The sequence below is a fragment of the Pseudomonas sp. B1(2018) genome (assembly GCF_003097365.1).
GTDB classification, from domain to species: Bacteria; Pseudomonadota; Gammaproteobacteria; order Pseudomonadales; family Pseudomonadaceae; genus Aquipseudomonas; species Aquipseudomonas laurylsulfatiphila.
Map to the genome: position 1 here is coordinate 64,233 of NZ_PYUK01000017.1, position 23,716 is coordinate 87,948.

The window sequence follows — 23,716 nt, forward strand, 5'->3', positions numbered from 1 at the left end:
CCCACAAGGATTGATGGTGTGCTCTATATGTGTGGGAGTACACGAAACCTGTGGGAGCGGGCTTGCTCGCGAAAGCGGTAGTGGCCTAAGCGCTGACTTTGAGCCCAACCAACCCGCTAATGATCAACGCCACACTCGCCAGCCGTACCAGCGCCATCGACTCGCCAAACAGAATGATCCCGGCGATCACTGTGCCAACGGCGCCGACACCGGTCCAGATCGCATAGGCTGTGCCCAGCGGCAATTCCTTCATCGCAAGGCCGAGCAAGCCAAGGCTGATGGCCATGGCGGCAACGGTCAATACGGTGGGGAGCGGGCGGGTGAAACCGTCGGTGTACTTGAGGCCGACGGCCCAGCCCACTTCGAACAGGCCGGCGAAAAACAGAATGATCCAGGACATGAAGACCTCCATCGTCTGACGGGGTCGTCCCCAGATTAATGACTCGATCGAGCCGCGAGGTCGTCCTCGCGATGGGCAATATAGTGCCCAGCATTAACCCGGGGATCAAGTTTTCCAGTCAGTCGCTGACCTGCTGCGCCGCTATTTCCCGATCCTGTTTTTCACTCATGCGACGGAAATACGTGGAGAGCAATGCCCCGGAAATATTGTGCCAGACACTGAATAATGCACTGGGCACTGCCGCCAGCGGCGAGAAGTGCGCGCTGGCCAACGCGGCGCCCAACCCGGAGTTCTGCATGCCGACTTCCAGGGCCAGGGACTTGCGCTGGGCCAGAGGCAGCTTGAACAGGCGCCCGGTGAAGTAACCCAGCAGGTAGCCAAAGCTGTTGTGCAGCATGACCACGGCCATGATCAACAGGCCGGACTCGGCAATCTTTGCCTGGCTGGCGGCCACCACTGCCGTGACAATGATCACGATGCTGACCACCGACACCAGCGGCAACACATCCACGGCGTGGCGAACCTTGTCGCCGAGCACCCGTTGGGCAACCACGCCCAGCACGATCGGCAACAGCACCACTTGCAGGATCGACCAGAACAACTCCATGAACGACACCGGCAACCAGGCCGAGGCCAGCAGCCAGATCAGCGCCGGCGTCAGCAAGGGGGCGAGGAGGGTGGTGACGGCGGCGATGGCCACCGACAGCGCCAGGTCGCCACGGGCCAGCCAGGTCATCACGTTCGACGAGGTGCCGCTTGGGCAGCAGCCGACCAGAATCACGCCGACGGCGATTTCCGGCGGCAAGTGGAACGCCTGGCAGAGCAACCACGCCACGCCCGGCATGATCACGAAATGTGCGACCACACCCAGGGCCACGCGCCAGGGATGGCGAGCGACTTCGGCGAAGTCTTCGAGCTTGAGGGTCAGGCCCATGCCGAACATCACCAGCCCCAGCAGCGGCACGATGGCGCCTTTGAGGCCGATGAACCATGCCGGCTGCAGGAACGCCACGACAGCGAAAATCAGTACCCAGTAGGCGAAGGTGTTGCCGACAAAACGACTCAGTGCAGCCAGTGCGCGCATGGCTTGATCCTTGTTAGGTGAAAGCGTTAGGGAGCTAAGCATACGCTGCTGGCAAAAAAGATCGCAGCCTGCGGCAGCTCCTACATTGGAATGTGTTCCTCCTGTAGGCGCTGCCGCAGGCTGCGATCTTTTGATTCAGGCGATCAGATCCCCTGCGGAGTCTCTTCACCACCCAGCGCTTCAACCAGCGCCGGCAGGAAGTCACCGAAGGTCAGCATCATCAGGGTGAAGCTGGCGTCCAGTTGGCCCAGGGCTTCGTCGCCACCGTCCTGTTCCGCCTGGTCTTGCAGCAGGTCTTCGAACTTCAGGCGCTTGACCACCATCTTGTCGTCGAGGACGAACGACAGTTTGTCCTGCCAGGCCAGGGACAATTGAGTGACCACTTTGCCGGTGCTCAGGTGCAGCTGGATTTCTTCGCTGGTCAGGTCCTGGCGCTTGCAACGCACGATGCCGCCGTCTTCGTGGGTATCGCGCAGTTCGCACTCGTCCAGTACAAAGAAATCGTCCGCGGCTTTCTGCGTGGTGACCCACTCGGTCATGGTCGCGGTCGGCGACATTTTCACGGTCAGCGGACGCACCGGCAGGGTGCCGATCACTTCACGCAGGGTCGACAGCAAGTCTTCGGCGCGTTTCGGGCTGGCCGAGTTGACCAGGATCAGGCCCTGTTTCGGCGCGATGGCGGCGAAGGTCGACGAGCGGCGGATAAAGGCGCGGGGCAGGAAGGCCTGGATGATTTCATCCTTGATCTGATCGCGTTCCTTCTTATAGACCTTGCGCATTTGCTCGGCTTCGATCTCTTCGACCTTTTCCTTGACCGCGTCACGCACGACGCTGCCTGGCAAAATACGTTCTTCCTTGCGCGCGGACACCAGCAGGAAGTCACCGCTGACGTGCACCAGTGGCGCATCTTCGCCTTTGCCGAACGGCGCGACGAAACCGTAGGTGGTCAACTCCTGGCTTGCACATGGGCGCGCCAGTTTGGTGGCCAGTGCAGTTTCCAACGCCTCGGCATCAACAGGCAGATCTTGGGTCAGGCGATAGATAAGCAGGTTTTTGAACCACATGGGGTGAGTCTCTCCTTTATACAAAGGGGGGCATTATTGTCTTCGCCGTGCCATAGGCCAACCTTTCTCTAAGCCTTTGGAAGGCCTGAGAAAATTATTTAAAAAAGTGCTTGCCAGAGGTTGGGTCGCTCCGTAGAATGCGCGCCACACCGAAGCGAAGGGTGATTAGCTCAGCTGGGAGAGCGTCTGCCTTACAAGCAGAATGTCGGCGGTTCGATCCCGTCATCACCCACCATTCGTTTCATGTGTTTAGCGCAGCGGTAGTTCAGTCGGTTAGAATACCGGCCTGTCACGCCGGGGGTCGCGGGTTCGAGTCCCGTCCGCTGCGCCATATTCGGTAACCTGGAACACTGAACGCCAGGTCACCACGGAAAAACCCGCTATAGCGGGTTTTTTTCTGCCTCAAGTTTGTACGTTGTACCCGCGGGATGTGTCGTTTTACCGGTTTTCGGATTTATTTGAAAAAAACTTCAATTAAATCAACACTTTACGAAAACTTGTGGCATAATGCGTCCCGTAACGAAGCGAAGGGTGATTAGCTCAGCTGGGAGAGCGTCTGCCTTACAAGCAGAATGTCGGCGGTTCGATCCCGTCATCACCCACCATTCGTTTCAAGCGTTTCGCGCAGCGGTAGTTCAGTCGGTTAGAATACCGGCCTGTCACGCCGGGGGTCGCGGGTTCGAGTCCCGTCCGCTGCGCCATATTCGGTAACCTGGAACACTGAACGCCAGGTCACCACAGAAAGCCCGCCTTGTGCGGGCTTTTTGCTTTCTGGCATTTGGCCAGTCCTGAAAGCGATCCCGGGATCGCTTTTTTGTGTCTGCCCGGTTATTGCTCGGCGTTGCGGCTGTGCCGGTAGTCGCTGACAGCTTCATAGACGGCTTTGCGCAGGCGATTGATGCCGCCGATGGGGCGGTGTGCCTCGATACCGAACCAGGGATTGAATGACTGGTTGTCGCATTGCAGGTTCAGTGCCGGTGTGTCGAAGTCCTGCGCCGGTACCTTGATCCGCGCCACCGTCTCGAAGGGCGCATCGCTTTCACGCCATTCAATGCTGGTGTCTTCAATCGGCATGTACTTGTTGGCGTCCTGCCGCTGGATTTGCAAGACGAAACACGCGGGTACCCGGTCGGTCGACAACTGTTGATTCAGCGCATTGCGCAGGAAGTTCGGCAACTTGCGGTTTTGTTCCGGCAGGTTGTAGGCCGGGCAACTGCCCGGATCGGGCATGACCCGGAACTTGGCATTGGCTTCACCGAATTTGTAGGGTGAAACCGAAAAGTACGTCGTCCGGGTTGGGCTCGATGGCGCAGGGGACAAGGTCGCCAGGGCAATAAACAGGTGGCGAACCTGCCACGAACGCGGATCCCACCCCGGAAAGAACGCCATCATCTTTTTACCCTCGGCCTGGGCAGCGACGTTCTGACGGTATTCGGCCACGTTACTTACAAAGAAGTTCGGATGGCTGAACATCACAAAGTCCTGTTCGCTTCGCCCCGGCTGATCGCTCAATAGTTGTTTGCCCGGAACATCGAACAGCTTGATCGCCATGCCCCGGGCATCGCGGATGCTGTCGAACTGCGGGTAGGCGTTGCCGTTGGACAGGCGCATCGTCGCTTGCCAGGTTTTGCCCGGCTCGCTGAACACGCCCTGGCGCAATTCGGCGGCCAGTTCCGGCAACACCTGGACTTCGGCTTTCACGCAGCCGTGGGCCTTGGCGTGAGCATCGCGCAGGTAGCGGGTGCTTTCGCGGTGCTGATCGACGATGCGCACGGCGGTCTGGATGATGTCCCGGGTCATCGCGGCTTCATCGTCCGCAATCGACTCCTGCGCCGAGACCGGTCCGCGCTGCTGCCAGGCAAGCCAGGCGGTGGCCAATGCCCAGCCAAGCACGCCGAGAACCAGCAGCCACAGCAACAGCTTGCCGAGAAAGGCGCCCAGGCGCAGCCAGAGTGTAATCAGCATGAGAGCGTCCTTTTGGCTGAGGTTGTGGTCATGGCAATTGCGCTTCCAGCGGGCCGCCCAGCACTTTCAGATATTCCAGCAATGCCCAGCGCTCCTGCGGCTGCAGCCAGCGGCCGATCACGCCATTGCCGAGTTTGCCGGCACGGAATTCATGACCACTGTTGTGGTTGCCGGTGATTCGCGTGTCGAACAGAAAACCATTGGTAAAGGCTTCGGTGCGGTAACCCAGGTGTCCCGGGTCATATTCGAAAGTGCCTTTGTAGAACGTGGTTGCACGCTCATCCTGAGGCGACAGCAATTGATAAATGCTCGGTACCGAACCGTTGTGCAGAAAGGGCGCTGTCGCCCATACACCCGCCAACGGCCGGGCTTTGTACGAGCGTAATTCGCGTACGCCGATTGGCAGGCCGAAACCGTCCATTTCCGGGCGCTCGGCGGGGGTGACATTGGCGTCCTGATAGGCGTGCTCGCGGACAAATGCAGTGACATAGGCCAGCCCCTTGGCTACGGACATCTTGCTCAGGTCCAGTGGTTCGACGGGTTTTGGCTCTACATCGAGTTTTTCCAGTTCCGCCTGCTTCCATTGCAGCGCTGTCAGGTCGAAGCGGTGGTCGGCGATGTTGTTGGCCGCGCCCGGGTCTGTGCCGATGTCATCCACCGGGAGCATTTTCAGGTGCTGAACGTATCGTCCCTCGCCTTGGGTGGTACGCGGTACATGGCAGCCCGCGCAGTTTTCCGCGAACAGGGTGCGCCCCTTGGCGGCCAGCGGCTTGTCGATCGCGCCCAGCAGGTCTTCCGGCCAAGCCGGCGGCGAGAGTCGTTGCAGGGTTTCTTCGATCAGGTGCAGGTCGCGCACACGGACGCTGGAGGGATAGCGGGCATCGCCCGTCAGCGGCTGGCCGTTCTGGTCGAAGAAGTTCAGCGTGGCGCCGACGCCCAACGCCTCGCCGATGTTGCGGGCCATCGGTTGTTTCGCCGAGCCGTTCCACTGCACCCATTCGAACGTCCACATGTCCCACAACTGCGGATAATCGACCGGAGCGTTGGCCACGCGGTAGTTGTCGGGGGAAATCGCGTCACCGAAGCTGGCGTTGGCAATGCGCCCGAAGGCATCGGTGCGCCCAGGGCCTTCCTCGGTTGGATAGAGTCCGCGATGAGTGTCGTTCCAGGCCACTTTGAGGAATGTATCGAGCGAAGTCTTGAGTTCTTTGCGCAGTTGCTTGTGGCGCGTCTCGTAGTCTTGGCCCAGTACGTTGCGTGCGAAACGTTCGAATTTCCACGGGTTGTAGTAGGTCGAGACCAGGCTGGCGACCAGCGCTTGTCCGAAACTGCCTCCTTTGAGCGTAGGAACGCTGGACGGCAGCACATGCTGCGCCGAACCGCCGTCGATACGCACGGCTTGCCCCTTGAAGCGCAGTTCGCCGGTATGGCAGGCCGCACAGGTGATGTCCAGAAACACCTCCGGGCTGCCGGCATTCTGATGCCGGGTAAAGCCTGCGGGGAGGTTGCCGGGGTTGTTCGGTGTGGGTTTCTGGCCGGTGTCCACCAGAAAACCGAAGCGCGCGAGGTACTCGGGGGCGGCGAAGCGTTGCTGCGAGAAGGGCAGTTCGAGGGCGGTGAACCAGTCATAGCGCAAGCCTTTGACCTGGGTGCCCTGGGGTGTGAAGTAATAAGTCTCTCGGTCGACGGCGCTCCATTGGTCCAGGTAATGCACCTGTTGTGCAGGCGACCAGGCCGGCAGTTTCGGGTTGGCGACGTAATAAAGAACCACGGCCAGGGCCAGCCCGAGCAGGACTGCGATGAGAGCCAGCAAGCGTAGGAAGAGGCGCAAGATAAACATCCTTGTCGAATTATCATGCCGTTATGCCCGAGTACCCAATGTGCGGCAAGGGGCCATTACGCCAGATTGCAGGTTCAGGAATCAGCCTCCGTCGGAGCAAGATGAAGGAAGCTTCATCACTCCAATTGTGAAAAGCGTTTAAACACCTGAACTTATCAATTGATTCCGGCTCTCATGCCGGTAGCCATTGGTCGTGGCGGCCTGATAAGCTCGCGGCTTTACTCGATTGCCCTTTAGGCGCATGAACAAGGAAATAGCATGAAACAGCATCGGTTGGCGGCGGCGGTGGCCCTGGTTGGCCTGGTACTTGCGGGTTGTGATTCGCAGACCAGCGTAGAGCTGAAAACTCCGGCGCAAAAAGCTTCCTACGGCATTGGCCTGAACATGGGCAAGAGCCTGGCTCAGGAAGGCATGGATGACCTGGATTCCAAAGCTGTAGCCCAGGGCATCGAAGACGCCGTCGGCAAGAAAGAGCAGAAGCTCAAGGATGAAGAACTGGTTGAGGCGTTCGCCGCACTGCAAAAGCGTGCCGAAGAGCGCATGGCCAAGATGAGCGAAGAGTCGGCCGCTGCCGGCAAGAAATTCCTCGAAGAAAACGGCAAGAAGCCTGGCGTGACCACCACCGCTTCGGGCTTGCAGTACGAAGTCGTGCAGAAAGCCGATGGCCCTCAGCCTAAGCCGACTGACGTAGTGACCGTTCACTACACCGGCAAGCTGACCAACGGCACCGTCTTCGACAGTTCCGTCGAGCGCGGCAGCCCGATCGATCTGCCGGTCAGCGGTGTGATCCCGGGTTGGGTCGAAGGCCTGCAACTGATGCACGTTGGCGAGAAGTACAAGCTGTACATCCCTGCTGACCTGGCTTACGGCGCTCAAAGCCCGAGCCCGGCGATTCCGGCCAACTCGGTGCTGGTATTCGACCTGGAACTGCTGGCCATCAAGGACCCGGCAAAAGAAGACGCCGCTGCCAAGTAACCAGCGCCAGCTTCGACAACAACGCCTCGCTCATGCGGGGCGTTGTTGCATCTGGCGTTCGGCAGGGGTAAACAAAACGAACAGACGCTCTAGGCCGGAGTCTTAGGCATAGTAGTGTCGGCGGTAGACGCACAAGGCCGCCAAGTCAATGAAATTATGGGTTTTTTTTGATGAGTAAAAAACGCCCGATCTGAACGCAGGCCTTGTAAAACGGGGCTTGCAGCGATGAAAAGCAGCTCTGTTCACAAGGTTATCCACAATTTGTGTGGATAACATTTCAACGGGAGGAATGATGAAAGCACCCTGGAATTTCGCTCGTTTCCTGCCACTGGCCGGACGTCTGCTGGCACGCGGTCGATTGCCGACCCTGTTGTTCGCGGTCGCCAGCAAAGGCGCAAGCCAGGGCAATCGACTGGGCAAGATCAAGGACGACCTGAAGCTGTTACAGGCACTCTGCCTGGCCTACTGGCGTGGCGAGTATCGCGCCATCAGCCCCAAGGCGCTGGTGTCGGTTGTCGCGGGCCTGATGTACTTCCTCAGCCCGGTGGATGCGATCCCGGATTTCATTCCGGTGTTCGGCATGTTCGACGACATCGCAGTCCTGGCGTGGTTGATGAAAGTGCTCGACGACGAGCTCAATGCCTTCCGCGTCTGGCGCAAACGGCAGGTCCCGGAGAAGCTCGCGGTGGTTGAGCGCCTGCCCGATACCCCCGAGCAACTTCAACTGCAAGGCCCGAAAAAACGCTGAGTCGATTTTGACGACTTCATAGATTGATGCCCCCCGCGACCTTGGCCGCTGTTAGGATTACACTTCTAGGGAAAAGTGCCGACTCGCTAAGTGTTGTTGTCCTACGGGGTAGTGATGGATATTCAGATAATTACACGCGAAGGCGAGCCCGAGTATGCGGTTCTGCCATGGGCTCAATATCAGGCGTTATTGAAAGCAGCGGGCATCAAGGAGCAAGCGTCGCCTCAAGCCACGAAGTCTCAGGCGGCGACACCAGACGCGATTCTTCCGGGTCTGGATCAACTACGCAGTTTGCGCGAGGGGAAGGGCATCGCCATCGAGGCGCTGGCCCGCACGGTAGGCATCAGCCCGTCTTACCTGGCCATGATCGAAAGTGGCGAGCGTCTGCCCGACGCCGCGATTCGCCGCAGCCTGGCTTGGGAATTGACGGTGCCAGGGTGGAGGGATGAATCGTGAGTGTACGCATCAGTCGTCAACACTGGGACGGATTGCTGGGCGAACTGGATCAGGCGCGACGCCAGCGCCATCTGTTGACGTATCGGGCATTGCTGGAGCGCTTGCAGCTGCCGACCCCGGCCATGCAGACCCTGACGGCGGCCCTTGAGCATCTGGCGGCTCTGGACGCCAAGGCGGAGCAGCCATTGCGCAGTTCACTGGTGATCAGCCAGGGCGCCAGCCGTTTGCCGCGCACCGGATTCTTTGAGTGTGTCGAGCGTCTCGGGCGTTTTTCCGGGCCGTCGGACGGCGTTGCCGCCGCGTCCTGGCACGCTTCGGAAGTGGTGCGGGTGTTCGAGTACGAATACCCGGAATCGGCCGAGGCCTGAATGTTTTTGCAACTCAAGGCGCGAGCCGGATATTGGCTCGCGCGCCGGTTGTTTCACTGGTCGTGGTTTGTTCGCCAGCCGCAGGGCTGGCGCTGGCTCGAAGGCCAGTTTGCACGCATGGCCAACCTGGGCGACGTCGGCGCCCAGAGCTTCTATGGGCACATCCTGACGTTTCGCGGTGTCGGCCTCGGCGCTCGTGAGGAGGGCGTGCGTTTGTTGCGCCTGGCGGCATTGGCGGGCGATGGCAAGGCGGCGTATCAGGTGGGCGTGATCTGTTTGGCCGGAACGGCGAGCAAGGCGCCGGATCCGCTTGAAGCGGCGCGGTTTTGGGGGATTGCTGCCAAGGCCGGGCATCCGTTGGCGCCGATCAAGTTGCAAGAGTTGGCGTCTCGCGAGGCTGAGCTATAACCCTGGGCTGGCGGGGGATGGCTATTTGGGGAATTGTTTTGCGCCTGTCTGCAAGGCGATCTGTCTTTTGTTGACTGTGTACATATCCGTTTCTTCGGTAACGGCCACTTACGGTTCCGCTCTTACAGCGGGTCACTTTTGGCAAACGCCCCAAAAGTAACCAAAAGGTCTCGCCCCTTACGTACGGCCCCTCGCTGAGGCTCGGGGTACCTTCGCTCCGGTATTCATCCGGGGGCATTGCCCTCCGGTCGGCTTCGCTTCGACCTACATGCAATGAGTTCGACTGCGTCGAACGGCGCTGCGCGCCCGTCCCCGGATGAACACCTCCACTCAGCCTGCCGAGGGGGCGGGTGGATCAAGATCAAGAGCGGCAGGCGAGCTAACGCTCGGCCTGTTGAGTGGTGAAGAGCGTTTGTGTACGCAAATCTGCTTTTGCTCTTCTGTGGGAGCGAGGCTGCTCGCGAAAGCGTCCTGTCAATCACCGCTGCCCCATCAGGCAAGCACCTTCATGTTCCTGCCCCACCAGGGTATCAATCACATGCACGCTATAGCCCTGCACATTCTTCGCATGGTGCTTGGCTTGTGACGCCATTTCCGCCAGCTGGCTCGCATCGAGTTGTCCACAGGCCTGTGGATGAAGATGTACCACGCCGATCGACAGTGACAACAGCGCAAACTCCTGTCGTACGCCCTGGCGATTCGGTGCGATGAAGCAGCCGGCTTCCAGGTGCTCGCTGCGGTAGAAGCGTCGGCATTGGCTCTGGAAGTCGTCGAGCAACTGGTTCAAGCGTTTGCGCCAGTCTTCCGGGCCGAGCACCAGCAGGAAATCATCACCGCCGATGTGGCCGACGAAGTCGCGGGACGGGTCGACGCGGTCGTTCAGGCATTGCGCCAGGCACAACAGGACTTCGTCGCCGCGGCCATAGCCGTAGATGTCGTTGAAAGGTTTGAAGCTGTCGATGTCCACGTAGCAGATCACCGATTCCCGTTGCTGTTGCAGCAACCGCGTCAGGCATTGCTGGATCGGCACGTTGCCCGGGAGCAAAGTCAGCGGGTTGGCGTAGCGGGCTTGCTGGATCTTCAGTTCGGTGATCAGTTTGAGTACGTCTATCACGCGGCCCAGCCCGAGATAGCCGCCATTGAGGGTGATGATGAAATCTTCTTCGATGCGCTGGCGGGCACGGCCGGTGATCAGGCGGCTGACTTGTTGCAGCGACTGGCTCAGCTCGACGGCGAGGAAGTCATCGTTCATCAGGCGGCTGATGGGTTTGCGGGCGAACAGATCGGTGGCAAAGGGCTTGAGCAGGGCATCGGAGAGCGAATGCCGATGGACGATACCGCAAGGCTGACCCTGTGCATCCAGGACCGCCAGCGAGTTCAGGTTGGCCTGGCGGCGAAAGGCTTCGAGTACCGTGGCGGTCGGGGTGTCCCGGTTCACGGCGGGTTGCTCGTTGAGCAGTGCGCTGAGGTCGCTACCGTCTTCGCTCAGTACAACGCTGGTGCTGTCCTGGCGGGGCATCATTGCCCGGGCATCCTGTGGCGGGTGTTCCTGGGGGCGGCAGAGCAGATAGCCCTGGACCAGATCGACGCCCATCTCGGTCAGTACCGTGAGCTCTTCCGGTAACTCGATACCTTCGGCAATGACTTGCGCCCGCGAGGCCTTGGCGATTTGCAGGATCGAGCCGACGAACTCGCGCTTGAGCGCATCCTGATGAATGCCATCAATGAAATGCCGGTCGATTTTCACGTAATCCGGCCGCAGTTCGGACCACAAGCGCAAACTTGAATAACCCGCCCCCAGATCATCCAGCGCAATCGAAAATCCCATCGCCCGATAGTGATGCAGGGCGGTTTGCAGCAGCTGGAAATCATCCGTCGGCGTCTGTTCCGTGAGCTCGATGACTACCTGACTCGGCGGAATGCCGAAGTCCTGCAGCAATTGCAGGGTGCGTCCCGGTTGATGGGCTGCTTCGAGCAGGGATTCCGGGGATACGTTGAGAAACAACAGGCCGGGCAGTTGTTGTTCATTGAAGCGTCGGCAAGCGCTTTCGCGGCAGGCAATTTCCAGCTCGCTCAAACGACCGGCCTGACGAGCGACGGCGAACAGGGCGACAGGGGAGTGCAGAGGGCTGTTGGACGGCCCGCGACTGAGGGCTTCGTAGCCGAGAATGCGCCGCTCAGAGAGGCTGATGATCGGTTGGAACAAACTGTGCAAACCGCCTTGAGTCAGGATCGAGCTCAATGCACTCAGCTGTTCGGTTGTGGTCATGGCGATCTCTGGCGATAAAAAAAGGACTGGCGTGGTCCCTTTCGACAAGGAGCACGCCAGTCCCGTATTTCACGACAGAATGATGACTGTTTGATGACGCCCCGGAGGGCGTTAGCATTAAATTGCCATCAGCTGTTTATCAACACTCAGTGCTTCGCCACTGTCGTGTTGAGTTTCAGGTAGTCCAGCAGAATCCGCCCGGTTTCGCTCAGGTAGGCATCGTCTTCCGGTTTGGTCTTGTCGTCCTCGGCCGCGATGGCGTCCTCGTCTTCTTTCTTCAGCTCTTTGAGCGGTTCTTCGCCCTTGGCCTTGCGACGGATGTTCTCCATGGCCAGCTGTTTGGCTTCGATGTCGGCGTGCTGGGCACGACGCTCGGCTTCATTGAGGCTGACGGTCTTTTCGGCCATCAGTTTCTGCGCCAGGGCCAGCTTGTCGCGGATGAACACGAACTCCGCATCCTTGGCGGTACGAATGTCGTGCTCGGACTTGAGCTGCGAAAGGTACGGCTTGAAGGGGTCGACCGCCGGCTTGATCGCCGCCTTGATGGTGTCCCACGGCATGGCTTCGGGCAGGGCGCTTTCGCCGATTTCCTTGGTGTCGATGATCGACGGGTAATCGATGTCCGGCAAGACGCCCTGATGCTGGGTGCTCTGTCCGGAAACCCGGTAGAACTTGGCCAGGGTCAGTTTCAGCTCGCCATGGTTGAGTGGCTGGATGGTCTGCACGGTACCTTTGCCGAAGGTCTGGCCGCCGATGATCAGTGCGCGGTGGTAGTCCTGCATGGCGCCGGCAAAAATCTCCGAAGCCGAGGCGGACAGGCGGTTGACCAGCAACGCCATCGGGCCTTTGTAGAACGCACCGGGGTTTTCATCTTCCAGCACGTCTACACGGCCATCGGCGTTACGCACGAGCACGGTCGGGCCTTTGTCGATGAACAGGCTGGTCAGTTCGGTGGCTTCCTGCAAGGAGCCGCCGCCGTTGTTGCGCAGGTCGATGACCACGCCGTCGACTTTGTCTTTTTGCAGTTCGGTCAGCAGTTTCTTGACGTCGCGGGTGGTGCTCTTGTAATCCGGGTCGCCGGCACGGAAGGCCTTGAAGTCCAGATAGAACGCCGGGATCTCGATGACGCCGAGCTTGTAGTCCTTGCCGTCCTGCTTGAGGTTCAAGACCGACTTCTTCACGGCCTGGTCTTCGAGCTTCACCGCTTCACGGGTGATCGGCACGATCTTGGTGGTCTGGTCGTTCGGCGCATTGCTGGCCGGGATCACTTCCAGGCGCACCACGGTGCCTTTCGGACCACGGATCAGCTTGACCACTTCGTCCAGGCGCCAGCCCACCACGTCGACCATTTCCTTGTTGCCCTGGGCAACGCCGATGATCTTGTCGGCCGGTGCGACCTGCTTGGTCTTGTCCGCCGGACCTGCCGGCACCAGGCGCACGACTTTCACCTGGTCGTTATCGCTCTGCAACACGGCGCCGATGCCCTCGAGGGACAGGCTCATGTTGATGTCGAAGTTTTCCGCGTTATCCGGCGACAGATAGTTGGTGTGCGGGTCGTAGGACATGGCGAAGGTATTGATGTACGCCTGGAAGATGTCTTCCGCGCGGGTCTGGTCCAGGCGCGCCAGCTGGTTCTTGTAGCGCTTGGTCAGGGTTTCCTGGATCTGCTTGGAATCCTTGCCGGCGATCTTCTGGCGCAGGACCTCGTCCTTGACGCGTTTGCGCCACAGGTCGTCGAGTTCCGCGGTGGATTTGAGCCAAGGGGCGTCCTTGCGGTCGATCAGCAAGGTTTCCTTGGTGTTGAAGTCGATCTTGTCGACGCCCTTGTTCAGCTCGGCAAGGGCAAAGTCCAGACGCGCCTTCACGCGGTCCAGGTAGCGCTTGTAGATGGTGAACCCGGCGTTGAGGTCGCCGCTCTTGAGGAAGTCGTCGAACTGCGTCTTCCACTTGTCGAATTCGGCAATGTCGCTGGCCATGAAATAGCTGCGCGATGGATCCAGCAGCTTGAGGTAGCTGTCGTAGATGATCACCGAGCGCGCGTCATCGAGTGGCGGCTTGCTGTAGTGGTGGCGTTTGAGCAATTCCACGACGTTCAGACTGGCGATCACTTCGTCACGATCGGGTTGAAGCTTGTCCCAGCTATTGGCTGCGAATGTATTGCTCGAAATCGGCAGCAAGCCGATACCGATGAATAAGGCGAGGGCAGTGCTGGGGAACAGATGCTTCATGCTGATTCGACGCGGGGACAATTGATAACGCATATTAGGCCGTCTTTGAAGTCGCCGGCTCTTTGGGAGCCGGTCGCATAATGCAAAAAGCCCGGCGCTATAGCTTCGGGCTCAGTCCAGACTCACTATGGAGGCACTGTGAAAGCATTGCAAGGCGTTGACGGTCAAGTGGTATGGGTTGATGAACCCAGTCCTGCATGCGATGTAGGGCAAGTTCGTATTCGAGTGGCGGCAGCGGGCCTCAATCGTGCCGATTTGTTGCAGAAAGCCGGTCTTTATCCGCCACCGCCAGGGGCCAGCCAGGTGCTCGGTCTAGAGTGCTCGGGGGTCATCAGCGAGGTTGGCGCCGGCTCCTCCTGGCAGGTGGGCGATCGGGTTTGCGCCTTGCTGGCCGGGGGCGGGATGGCCGAAGAGGTGGTTGTCGACGGGCGGCATGTATTGCCGGTTCCCGACGGAATGTCACTGGTCGAAGCGGCGGCATTGCCCGAAGTTTATGCAACGGTCTGGTTGAATGTGTTTCAACTGGCTGCGCTCAAGCCGGGTCAGAAAGTTTTGTTGCATGCCGGAGCAAGTGGCATTGGTTCAGCGGCCATTCAGCTGTGCAAGGCCTTCGGTAACCCGTGCTGGGTCAGCGTCGGTTCTGCCGAGCGACTGGCGTACTGCGAAGCGCTGGGTGCCCAGGGCGGCGTGGTGCGTAACGGTGATCTGGAGAGCTTGCGCGATCTGGGGCCGTTCGACGTGATTCTCGACCCGGTGGGTGGCAGTTACGCGGCATTGAACCTGAAGTTGCTGGCTCAGGATGGTCGCTGGGTGTTGATCGGTCTGATGGGCGGGCGCGAGGCCAAGCTGGATCTGGCCCAGGTGCTGGCCAAGCGCGTGCAGTTGCTGGGTTCGACCCTGCGCAGCCGGGATGATCAGTTCAAGGCAGATCTGTTCAGCGATCTGGGCCTGCACGTGTGGCCATTGTTTGCCGAGGGGCGCTTGAGTGCGCAACTGGCCAGGACCTTTGCAATCAAGGATGCCGAAGCAGCGTTTGCAGAACTGGCGAGTAATAACGTGGCGGGGAAGGTGGTGTTGGTGATTGACGAGAGCCTGAACTGACAACGAGAAACCTGTGGGAGCGAGCTTGCTCGCGATGGCGGAGTGTCAGTTGATATTAATGTAACTGACTCGCCGCCATCGCGAGCAAGCTCGCTCCCACAGGGGGCCGGGTTATTTCCAGTCGTGGATCGGCCAACCGGCCTTTTCGGCCTGCTCGCGCAACACCGGATCCGGATTGACCACGTGGGGGAAATCCACCTTCAGCAACAGCGGCAGGTCATTGCGAGAGTCGGAATAGAAACTTGCGCCTTCGAGGTTTTCCTCTTCCGCATCCAGCCACTCCAGCAAGCGGGTGATCTTGCCTTCGCGGTAGGTCAGGGTGCCCACGGTATGGCCGGTGTAAACGCCCTGAGCCACTTCCAGCTCGATGCCCAGTATCTCGTCGATGCCCAGGCGCTCGGCGATGGGGCCGACCAGGTGAGTGCCCGAGGCCGAGATCACCAGAATTCGGTCGCCGGCCTTGCGATGCGCCGCGATCGCCTTGGTGGCGTCGCTGAAAATGATCGGCTCGATGTAGTCTTCCACCCAGGGGCCAACCAGATGCTCGACCTCTTGTGGCGTGCGGCCGATCATCGGCTCCAGGCTGAAGGTCATGAAGTCTTCCATGCGCAATTTGCCGTGGCTGTAAGCGTCCATCAGCTCGTTGTTCTGTCGCATGAACGACTCGGGGTCGACCCAGCCCAGGCGGCCCATCTGCTCGCTCCAAAGGGTGGCGCAGTCGCCGTGGATCAGGGTTTCGTCCAGATCAAAAATTGCCAGGGCCATCGGGTTCTCTCTGAGAACAGCTGCAAGCTTCAAGCTGCAAGCTGCAAGAATTGGGTTAGGTGGTCAGCAGTCTACAACTTGAAGCTTGCAGCTTGAAACTTGCCGCTGCCTTCAAGCTACCTCACACAGGGCCGTCGGATCGATGGAAAGCGCCAGGCGCTGACCATCGGGATGCAGGTCGGCCGCCGAGCGGTTCAGCACATCCACCACCAGTTCCACGCCCCGGGCTTCGACCCGGTAGCGGATTACGTTGCCCAACAGGCTGTGGCTGCGTACCTGCGCGTCCAGTTCACCGTTGAGGCTCAGTTCGATGGCTTCCGGGCGAATGGCGATGCGCTTGTTGATTGGCCGCTGCAGCAGCTTCGAGGCACTGTCGGCATCCAGCAGGTTGTAGTTGCCGATGAAACCGGCAGCGAACACATCCACCGGCGCAGTGTAGAGGGTTTCGGCGTCGCCGCTTTGTACGATCTTTCCCTGATTCATGAGGAAAATCCGGTCAGACATGGTCAGGGCTTCTTCCTGATCGTGTGTGACGAAAATCGTGGTCAGGCCCAGTTCGCGCTGGATCTGACGGATCTGTTCGCGCAGGTGCTTGCGAATGCGCGCATCCAGCGCCGACAGCGGTTCGTCCAGCAGCAACAGGCGTGGTCGGGTCACCAGCGAGCGGGCGAGGGCGACGCGCTGGCATTGGCCCCCGGACAGCTGATGTGGATAGCGTGCGGCGAAGTCCTGCAACTCCACCAGTTTCAGTACTTCGGCGACGCGTTTCTGGCTGTCATCGGCATTGACCTTTTGCATGCGCAGACCAAAGGCGACGTTTTGCTCCACGGTCATGTTGGGGAACAGCGCATAGCTCTGGAACACCATGCCGATCCCGCGTTTCTGCGGGCTCACCGGCACGATATCGGTACCGTCGAGCAGGATTTTGCCGCCATCCACCGACGTCAGGCCGGCGATGCAGCGCAGCAGGGTGGACTTGCCGCAACCGGAGGGGCCGAGCAGGGTGACGAACTCACCTTTCTGGATTTCGCAATTGATGTCGCTGAACACCGTGGTGCCGGCGAAGCTTTTCTGAAGATGTTGGACGCTGACATAGCTCATTCGCTTTTGTCCCTGTTCAAGATATTGGCAATCCAGGTCAGAACCAGCACAAAGAAGAAGTAGGAAATCACCAGCGCACTGGTGAAATGACCGCTGCTGTTGCGCATGTTGTTGAGGTAGACCTGCAGGGTTTCGTAGCGGGTGCCGACGAGGATGTTGGCGAACACGAACTCACCGAACAGGAACGAGAACGACAGCAGCAGCGCCACCATCAGGCCCTTGCGCAGGTTCGGCAGCACCACCAGGATGGCGGCTTGCCAGGTGCTGGCGCCGAGCAACTGGGCGGCGTCCATCAGGTCGCGCAGGTTGATCGCTTGCAGGTTGTTGGTGATCGCCCGGTACATGAACGGCAGCGCCACGGTGAAGTAGCAACCGATCAGGATCCAGGGTGTACCGACCATGGCGAACGGCCCGGAACCATAGAGCTGCAGCAGCCCCACCGACGACACCACCGGTGGCACGGCGAAGGGCAGCAGGATCAGGATGTTCATCAGCGCATCGAGTTTCGGGAAGTGGTAATGCACCACGAACAGCAACGGCAGGATCAGCACGACGGAAAGAATCAGTGAACCCACGCAGACCAGCAGCGATTGCCCGAACGCATTCAGGAAGCGCGGATCGCTCCACAGTTGGATGTACCACTTGAGGGTGAAACCGCTGGGCAGAATGGTTGCCGACCAACTGCTGGCGATCGAGTAGACCAGCGTGCCGGCCAGCGGCAACAGCAGGATGGCAAACAACAGGTAAACCACGACGCGGTGGTAGACACCGGCGGGCCCCAGTTCAGCGCGAGACATGGTAGCTCCTCTTCAACAGCAACTGATGCACGATGGTCACCAGGGTCATCAGGGCCACCAGTACCACGGCCAGGGCGCTGGCCAGGTTCGGGTCCAGGGAAATGTCACCGGACACCATCGCCGCGATGCGGATTGGCAGCACGTTGAAGTTGCCGGTGGTCAGGGCGTACACCGTGGCGTAGGCGCCTAGGGCGTTGGCCAGCAGGATCACGAAGGTGCCCAGCAGTGCCGGCGTCAACACAGGCAAACCGATATGCCGCCAGTACTGCCAACCGTCGGCGCCGAGTAGCGCCGCGGACTCACGCCAGTCTTCGCGCAGCGCATCGAAGGCCGGGTACAGCAGCAGTACGCCCAGAGGAATCTGGAAGTAGGTGTAGAGAATGATCAACCCGGTTTTCGAGTACAGGTTGAAATCCTGAATGATCCCGGCCTGCTTGAGCATGATGGTGAAGCTGCCGTTGAAGCCGAGCAAAATGATGAACGCGAAGGCCAGGGGCACGCCGGCGAAGTTGCTGGTCATGTTGGCGAAGGCGTTGACGAAGTTGCGCAGTTTCGAATCGACCCGGCGCAGGGAGTAGGCGCCCAGTATCGCGATGATGATCCCGAACACGCTGGACCAGAAGCTGATCTCGAGGCTGTACTGGATCGCCTGCAGGTAAAACTTCGAACTGAAGATTTTGCTGAAGTTGGCCAGGCCCCAGCCGAATTCTTCCGATTGCAGGCTGTTGATCATCACCCAGGTCAGCGGTGCGATCTCGAACACGATGAAGAACAGTGCGAACGGGACCAGGCATAAGGCTGCCAGCCATTTACTGCGGGTCATGGCATTCACTTGAGCAGCTCCCGGCAGACCGGTTTGTCGTGGGGCGCGCCCAGCAACTCGCAGACGGTGCCGCAGATCTCGGTCTGTTTCGGCGCTGCACCGGCGCCGAAGCTGAACGCATCGCCGAGAACGAACAACGGCACCTCACGTTCTTCCGGCAGCAGGCCGTTGTGGGAGCGGTCGTTGTTCATGCCGTGGTCGGCGGTGACCAGCACCTGATAACCGGCATCGAGCCAGCCTTGCAGGTAGTCGGCCAGGATGATGTCGGCCGAGCGGGCGCTGTTGCGGTACTGCGGGGTGTCGAGGCCGTGCTTGTGCCCGGCGTCGTCGATGTTCATCGGGTGGATCAGCAGGAAGTGCGGCGCATGGCGCTGGCGCAGGTTTTCGGCGTCGGCGAACAGGTGCGAATCGGGGTAGTGATCGTTCCAGTAGAAATGCCCATGCTGGATCGGCAGTTGCGGGTCATCGGTGTGGCGGTCCCGTGCCGCCACGAAAGGCGAACGGTTATACAGTTCGCTGACCCAGTGATAGGCCGCCGCGGCGGTGACTAGACCTGCGTCGGTGGCGTAGTGATAGATGCTGCGCTGGTTGGACAGGCGCGAAACGTTGTTGTGGACGATACCGCTGTCGATGGGCGCAACGCCGGTCAGGATGCATTCGTACAGCGGGCGGGACAGGGCCGGCAACTCGCACTCCAGCTTGTAGAGTGCCGCACGTCCTGCACCGACGTACGCCTGCAGGTGCCCCATGGCGTGACGGGCGACCTCATAGTTGAGGCCGTCGAGCACCACAAGGATGACGTTGTGCTTCATAGGGGCGATGACTCCAGATTCAAAACTGAACGGTGTAGGAGCTGCCGCAGGCTGCGATCTTTTGATCTTGAAAAAGCACAATCAAACGATCGCAGCCTGCGGCAGCTCCTACGGATGCAGCATTACTGCATATTGATAATGACTTCTTCCTGCCACTTCTGAGGAAGGGCCTTGGAGGTCTTTTCCCACGCATCCGCGTCTTTGATCGGCGTCACTTTCTTGTACTGCTCGTTAGGCAGCAGCTTGGCCTTCACGTCGGCCGGCAGTGTGATGTGCTCGGCACGGATCGGACGGGCGTTGCCCTTGGCCAGGTTGATCTGGCCGGCGTCGCTGAAGATGTATTCGCGGGTCAGCTTGGCGGCGTTCGGGTTTTTCGCGTACTTGTTGATGATGGTGGTGTAGCCGGAAATCACCGAGCCGTCGGACGGGATCAGCACCACGTAGTCATCCGGGTTGGCCATCTTGGCCTTGTAGCTCAGGCCGTTGAAGTCCCAGACCACGCCGACTTCGATTTCGCCTTTTTCCATGGTGGCAATCGTCGGGTTGGACATCGACAGGCGACCTTGCTTGGCGATGTCGGCGAACAGCAGCAGGGCAGGCTGGAGGTTTTTCTCGTCGCCACCGTTGGCCAGTGCCGCGGCCAGTACGCCGTTGGCTGCCTGGGCTGCGGTGCTCACGTCACCGATGGACACCTTGTACTTGCCGCTCTTGAGGTCAGCCCACTTGGTTGGGGCTTCGGAGCCGTGCAGCAACTTCTTGTTGACGATGAAAGCGATGGTGCCGGTGTAGGCCAGTGCCCAGTTGCCGTCCTTGTCCTTGGCCCAGGCTGGCACCTGATCCCAGGTGGAAGGCTTGTAGGGCTGGACTACGCCCTGCTTGACCGCGATCGGGCCGAAGGCTGCACCGACGTCGCCGATGTCGGCGCTGGCGTTGTCTTTCTCCGCGGCGAACTTGGCGATCTCCTGGGCCGAACTCATGTCGGTGTCGATGTGCTTGAGGCCGTACTTGTCGCTCAGGTCTTTCCAGGTGCCGGCCCAGTTGGCCCAGTCATCGGGCATGCCGACGCTGTTGACGGCGCCTTCCGCTTTCGCAGCGGCTTCCAGGGTTTTCAAATCATCGGCCGCCATGGCGGCGGTGCACATTGCGATGGTCGAGCCTAACAGTGATGCCAGGAAAAGCTTTTTCATTCCGAAGCTCCTTGGGTCGTGTTCAACGCTGCGATTGCGGTTTGTGTTGGTCTAGGTCAGCAATACCTGAGCCAATTTAAGGGGGCTGGATGACACTTTGATGTCGCTCGTCGCCCTGGAGGACTTTTTGTTCAGCGGTATCGCGACTGGCCTGATAAGCGTAGACCATGGTCAAGGCCTCGGCTGGCAAGGGACTTGGCCGATGAATTGCAGGTTTCGAGTTCGCAGAGCGGCGACCGTTGGGCAGCTTTGTCACACCTCGGTCATCTACGCTGCCTACGCTTGCAGACTATTGAATGAGCCGGATTGCGCGGCGGTTCTGCCCTGAATTGGTGCTGGTCTAGTCCAGATAGGAAACGTTGATGCGTGAAGAGGCAACAAAGGCGGTAACAGCCATCGGCCAGGTGCTTCAGGAGCAGATCGACCATGGCCTGTTGGCCCCGGGCAGCAAATTACCCGCCGAGCGCAAGCTCAGTGAATTGTTCGGCACCACGCGGATCACTTTGCGTGAGGCGTTGTTGCAGTTGGAGTCGCAGGGGCAAATCTACCGCGAGGAGCGTCGTGGCTGGTTCGTCTCGCCGCCACGCCTGGCGTACAACCTGATGCAGCGCAGCCACTTTCACGCGATGGTCAGTGCCCAGGGGCGGGTGCCGTCCACCGAGGTGATTTCGGCACGATTGCAACCGGCGTCGGCGGCCGTTTGTGCCTGGCTGCAATTGCCGGCGCTGTCGAGCGTGATCCAGATCTGCCGCTCACGGCGCATCGACGGGCGACTGGTGCTGTACGTGGAGCACTATCTGAACCCGCAGTACTTTCCGGGAATCCTCGATTTCGACTTGAATCAGTCGATCACCGAGTTGTATGCGCGGCATTACGACCTGCACTACGGACGGGTGCGCTTCGAGATTGTGCCCACGGCGTTGTCGGTGGATGCGGCAGCGGCGTTGAAGGTGTCGGCGGGGAGCCCGGGCTTACGGATTGCCCGCGTCAACTATGACCAGCATGAACGGTTGATCGACTGCGACCTGGAGTTCTGGCGGCATGATGCGATTCATGTCGGCGTTGACGTGGTTTGACTTTGTAGGAGCTGCCGCAGGCAGCGATCTTTTGATATTTAAAAGATAGCAGCCTGCGGCAGCTGCTACAGGGGTTGGTCCCGGGAGCCGGTGGCGGCTGTGACCTGAATACTCATCCGCGGTGTCGCCAGGTCCAGTCCGGCTTCATCCATGTGCCGCTTGAGTGACAGGTTGAACGCCCGCGAAACCTCCCACTGCTTGATCGGCGCGGTCTTGAAGCGGGCGCGCAGGATCGCGTTGCCCGACTCGAAACTTTCCACCCCCTGGAACTCCAGCGGCGACCAGATATTGCGTCGCTGCAACGGATCGGTGCGCATTTTCTGGCCGACTTCGCGCATCAGTTTGATGGCGTTGTCGATGTCCATGTTGGCCGGCACCGCGACCCGGAAGATCGCGTAGCCGAATTCCCGGGAGTAGTTCTTGATGCTTTTGATTTCACTGAACGGAATGGTGTGGACGATGCCATCGATGTCCCGCAGGCGCACGGTGCGGATGGTCAGGCCTTCTACCGTGCCGAGGTGGCCGCCGACATCCACGTAGTCGTCGATGGCCAGTGAGTCTTCGATGATGATGAACAATCCGGTAATCAGGTCGGCTACCAGCGATTGCGCACCAAAGCCGATCGCCAGACCGATCACACCGGCACCGGCCAGCAGGGGCGTGACGTTCATGCCCATGTTCGCCAGGGCAACGATCAGCGCGACAATGAAAATGGCCACGAACAGCACGTTGCGAATCAGCGGCATCATTGTCTGCGCGCGGGCATTGGCCAGGCCTTTGCGCGAGCGGGTCAGTGCATGGTGCACGGCGGTGTCGCTGAGAATCCAGATCAGCCAGGCGAACAGCAGCGTGCCGGCGAGGCTGAACAGCTTGACGCTGACTTCGTGGCCGTCGCCTTCGGTAAAGCGGATCAAGGACATGCCCCAGACCCGCAGGCCGAGTTCGATAAAGGCCAGCCACACCAACAGGTGGAGGATTGTGTAGAAGAAGTTTTTCAACCGTTCCGAATACACGGCGTAACGCCGGATGCCGCGCTGGGGCTTGAGGGCGTGGCGGCGTACCAGGCCGTTGATGACCATGCACAACACCAGCAGCACGGTGCAGATCAGCGACTGGCGCAGGGCAGTGCTGGTGTCGCCGGCGGAAATGAACGTCGCGAACAGGGAAATGGCCACCAGCACCAGCGCCGGCACGTACCAGAAGGTGCCGAGAATCGACAGGGTGTCGTTGAGGGCGCGGCGGGTCAGGCGTCGGGACAGCGGCTGGTTGCGGATCAGGTGGGCGATCGGGCGGCGGAAACGCAAGATGAACCGGGCCGTGGACAAAGCTGCCAGGACATTGGCAATCGTGGCAGCCGTATGGGCCAGATGGCTGCCGAGGCTGTCGACCAGTTTTGGGTCGCTCAGCGCTTCGCCAAATGCGGCGAAGCTGCCGATCAGCCACAGCGGTCGAAACGCCTGGTGCCGCAGAATGTACAAGGCGCGGTGGCGGTGTGGGCCGTCGAGCAGGGAAAAGGCAATCACGCAGATGGCCGAGAAGCAGGTGCCGACGACCAACGCATAGGCCAGCACCATCGCCAGGCTTTTGCCCAGGGACGAGGGCAGGGCATAGCTCATGTAGATCGTGATCACCAGGGCGATCAGCCATGGCCCGAGCTTGCGCAAGGCAAAGCGCAACATGTCCAGGGCACGGGGGTGTTGCGGCAGTTCTTCAGTCAGGCCGAAACGCATGCGCACGCGGTGGCTGATCCAGATCAGCGCGGCGGCCAGCAGGCTCCAGACCATCAGGATCATGGCGAACGCAAAGAGCATCGGCAGCCATTCATTGGCCGGCAGCGCCAGGGCCATCAACTCTTCCTGGGCCTGGTCGAACTCGCTGGACCAGCGCGTGAGCGGACTGTCGTCGCCGGAAAATTTCTTTTCGATCGTGGCCAGGGTTCCGCCAATCAGGCCCAGCACGCCTTCTTCGGTAGTCGGCTGGGCCTTTTTGGTGGTGTCACGCAGCCTTTTCAGATCGACCAGCAGCTTGGTGCGCTGCTGATCGTTTTCCAGTGACTTGATCACTTCGTCCAGGGACTGCCCCAGTGGTTCCTGTGCTTCGGGCTGCGCCTTGGCCTGGCCGCCGAGCAGGCTTGGCAGGCCGGCCGCCTGGGCAGGTGCCACTGGCAGCAGCAACAGGCAGGCAAGGAAAAAATACGGAAGGGCAAAAAGACGAGCGAACACTAGGCGGTCAACCTCGCAAGGAGCGGA

Annotated in this window: 21 protein-coding genes and 4 tRNA genes; 11 read left to right on the top strand and 14 right to left on the bottom strand. The window is 60.0% G+C overall.

The window, feature by feature from the left end:
- Nucleotides 1–85 precede the first annotated feature (85 nt).
- The 3 genes from sugE to rdgC form a co-directional block, all read right to left on the bottom strand.
- The gene (sugE, locus tag C9422_RS23750; RefSeq protein WP_007977599.1) at nt 86–400 is read right to left on the bottom strand and encodes a quaternary ammonium compound efflux SMR transporter SugE; all 315 of its coding nucleotides are present in this window, start codon (nt 398–400) and stop codon (nt 86–88) included.
- 118 nt (nt 401–518) lie between these two features.
- Nucleotides 519–1,484 (bottom strand): bile acid:sodium symporter family protein, encoded by a 966-nt coding sequence (locus tag C9422_RS23755; RefSeq protein WP_116582347.1) that lies wholly within the window; start codon nt 1,482–1,484, stop codon nt 519–521.
- 143 nt (nt 1,485–1,627) lie between these two features.
- Nucleotides 1,628–2,548 (bottom strand): recombination-associated protein RdgC, encoded by a 921-nt coding sequence (gene rdgC / locus C9422_RS23760; protein ID WP_007969735.1) that lies wholly within the window; start codon nt 2,546–2,548, stop codon nt 1,628–1,630.
- Between the two features lie 159 nt (nt 2,549–2,707).
- Here rdgC and C9422_RS23765 point away from each other — a divergent pair.
- The 4 genes from C9422_RS23765 to C9422_RS23780 all read left to right on the top strand — a co-directional run bounded on the left by C9422_RS23765 (nt 2,708) and on the right by C9422_RS23780 (nt 3,249).
- Nucleotides 2,708–2,783, top strand: a tRNA-Val gene (locus C9422_RS23765).
- A 19-nt stretch (nt 2,784–2,802) separates the two neighbouring features.
- Nucleotides 2,803–2,879, top strand: a tRNA-Asp gene (locus tag C9422_RS23770).
- 198 nt (nt 2,880–3,077) lie between these two features.
- Nucleotides 3,078–3,153, top strand: a tRNA-Val gene (locus C9422_RS23775).
- Between the two features lie 19 nt (nt 3,154–3,172).
- Nucleotides 3,173–3,249: transfer RNA gene (locus C9422_RS23780), tRNA-Asp, on the top strand.
- 127 nt (nt 3,250–3,376) lie between these two features.
- Here the strand turns inward: C9422_RS23780 and C9422_RS23785 are convergent.
- Together C9422_RS23785 and C9422_RS23790 are read right to left on the bottom strand one after the other, a co-directional pair.
- On the bottom strand, nt 3,377–4,513 hold the full coding sequence (locus C9422_RS23785) for a catalase family protein (protein WP_116582348.1): 1,137 nt from the start codon (nt 4,511–4,513) through the stop codon (nt 3,377–3,379).
- Between the two features lie 28 nt (nt 4,514–4,541).
- Nucleotides 4,542–6,344 carry a di-heme-cytochrome C peroxidase gene (locus C9422_RS23790; protein WP_116582398.1) on the bottom strand — a complete coding sequence of 601 codons (1,803 nt, stop codon included), beginning with the start codon at nt 6,342–6,344 and terminating at the stop codon, nt 4,542–4,544.
- A gap of 267 nt (nt 6,345–6,611) precedes the next feature.
- Between C9422_RS23790 and C9422_RS23795 the strand changes: the two genes are divergently transcribed.
- The 5 genes from C9422_RS23795 (at nt 6,612) to C9422_RS23815 (ending at nt 9,308) form a co-directional block, all read left to right on the top strand.
- Entirely contained in the window at nt 6,612–7,328 is a 717-nt protein-coding gene (locus tag C9422_RS23795) for an FKBP-type peptidyl-prolyl cis-trans isomerase (protein WP_007974985.1), read from the top strand.
- 292 nt (nt 7,329–7,620) lie between these two features.
- Nucleotides 7,621–8,076 carry a YkvA family protein gene (locus C9422_RS23800; protein ID WP_116582349.1) on the top strand — a complete coding sequence of 152 codons (456 nt, stop codon included), beginning with the start codon at nt 7,621–7,623 and terminating at the stop codon, nt 8,074–8,076.
- A 114-nt stretch (nt 8,077–8,190) separates the two neighbouring features.
- Entirely contained in the window at nt 8,191–8,532 is a 342-nt protein-coding gene (locus C9422_RS23805; RefSeq protein ID WP_116582350.1) for a helix-turn-helix transcriptional regulator, read from the top strand.
- Nucleotides 8,529–8,900, top strand: a complete 372-nt coding sequence (locus C9422_RS23810) for a hypothetical protein (RefSeq protein WP_003223109.1) — start codon at nt 8,529–8,531, stop codon at nt 8,898–8,900. Before C9422_RS23805 ends, C9422_RS23810 begins: the two co-directional genes overlap by 4 nt.
- On the top strand, nt 8,901–9,308 hold the full coding sequence (locus tag C9422_RS23815) for a sel1 repeat family protein (protein ID WP_116582351.1): 408 nt from the start codon (nt 8,901–8,903) through the stop codon (nt 9,306–9,308).
- Between the two features lie 478 nt (nt 9,309–9,786).
- Here C9422_RS23815 and C9422_RS23825 read toward each other — a convergent pair whose 3' ends face one another.
- Together C9422_RS23825 and C9422_RS23830 are read right to left on the bottom strand one after the other, a co-directional pair.
- Nucleotides 9,787–11,577, bottom strand: coding sequence for a bifunctional diguanylate cyclase/phosphodiesterase (locus C9422_RS23825; protein WP_116582352.1), 1,791 nt, complete (start codon nt 11,575–11,577; stop codon nt 9,787–9,789).
- 146 nt (nt 11,578–11,723) lie between these two features.
- A complete protein-coding gene (locus C9422_RS23830; protein ID WP_165824809.1) occupies nt 11,724–13,805 on the bottom strand; it encodes a carboxy terminal-processing peptidase in 2,082 nt (693 codons plus the stop codon).
- A gap of 138 nt (nt 13,806–13,943) precedes the next feature.
- Between C9422_RS23830 and C9422_RS23835 the strand changes: the two genes are divergently transcribed.
- Nucleotides 13,944–14,906, top strand: a complete 963-nt coding sequence (locus C9422_RS23835) for a zinc-binding dehydrogenase (protein ID WP_116582354.1) — start codon at nt 13,944–13,946, stop codon at nt 14,904–14,906.
- 111 nt (nt 14,907–15,017) lie between these two features.
- Here C9422_RS23835 and C9422_RS23840 read toward each other — a convergent pair whose 3' ends face one another.
- The 6 genes from C9422_RS23840 to C9422_RS23865 form a co-directional block, all read right to left on the bottom strand.
- Entirely contained in the window at nt 15,018–15,671 is a 654-nt protein-coding gene (locus tag C9422_RS23840) for an HAD family phosphatase (protein WP_116582355.1), read from the bottom strand.
- 111 nt (nt 15,672–15,782) lie between these two features.
- Entirely contained in the window at nt 15,783–16,772 is a 990-nt protein-coding gene (locus C9422_RS23845; RefSeq protein ID WP_116582356.1) for an ABC transporter ATP-binding protein, read from the bottom strand.
- Nucleotides 16,769–17,569, bottom strand: coding sequence for an ABC transporter permease (locus C9422_RS23850; protein WP_116582357.1), 801 nt, complete (start codon nt 17,567–17,569; stop codon nt 16,769–16,771). The genes C9422_RS23845 and C9422_RS23850 overlap by 4 nt, the downstream gene beginning before the upstream one ends.
- Nucleotides 17,556–18,392 (bottom strand): ABC transporter permease subunit, encoded by an 837-nt coding sequence (locus C9422_RS23855; RefSeq protein ID WP_165824810.1) that lies wholly within the window; start codon nt 18,390–18,392, stop codon nt 17,556–17,558. The genes C9422_RS23850 and C9422_RS23855 overlap by 14 nt, the downstream gene beginning before the upstream one ends.
- A gap of 5 nt (nt 18,393–18,397) precedes the next feature.
- The gene (locus C9422_RS23860; protein WP_116582358.1) at nt 18,398–19,204 is read right to left on the bottom strand and encodes an alkaline phosphatase family protein; all 807 of its coding nucleotides are present in this window, start codon (nt 19,202–19,204) and stop codon (nt 18,398–18,400) included.
- 122 nt (nt 19,205–19,326) lie between these two features.
- The gene (locus C9422_RS23865; protein ID WP_007974957.1) at nt 19,327–20,391 is read right to left on the bottom strand and encodes an ABC transporter substrate-binding protein; all 1,065 of its coding nucleotides are present in this window, start codon (nt 20,389–20,391) and stop codon (nt 19,327–19,329) included.
- Nucleotides 20,392–20,753: 362 nt separating this feature from the next.
- On the opposite strand from C9422_RS23865, the gene phnR reads away from it, so the two are divergent.
- Entirely contained in the window at nt 20,754–21,467 is a 714-nt protein-coding gene (phnR, locus tag C9422_RS23875; protein WP_007974952.1) for a phosphonate utilization transcriptional regulator PhnR, read from the top strand.
- 65 nt (nt 21,468–21,532) lie between these two features.
- Here the strand turns inward: phnR and C9422_RS23880 are convergent, their stop codons facing one another.
- The gene (locus C9422_RS23880) at nt 21,533–23,689 is read right to left on the bottom strand and encodes a mechanosensitive ion channel family protein (protein WP_116582360.1); all 2,157 of its coding nucleotides are present in this window, start codon (nt 23,687–23,689) and stop codon (nt 21,533–21,535) included.
- Nucleotides 23,690–23,716 lie beyond the last annotated feature (27 nt).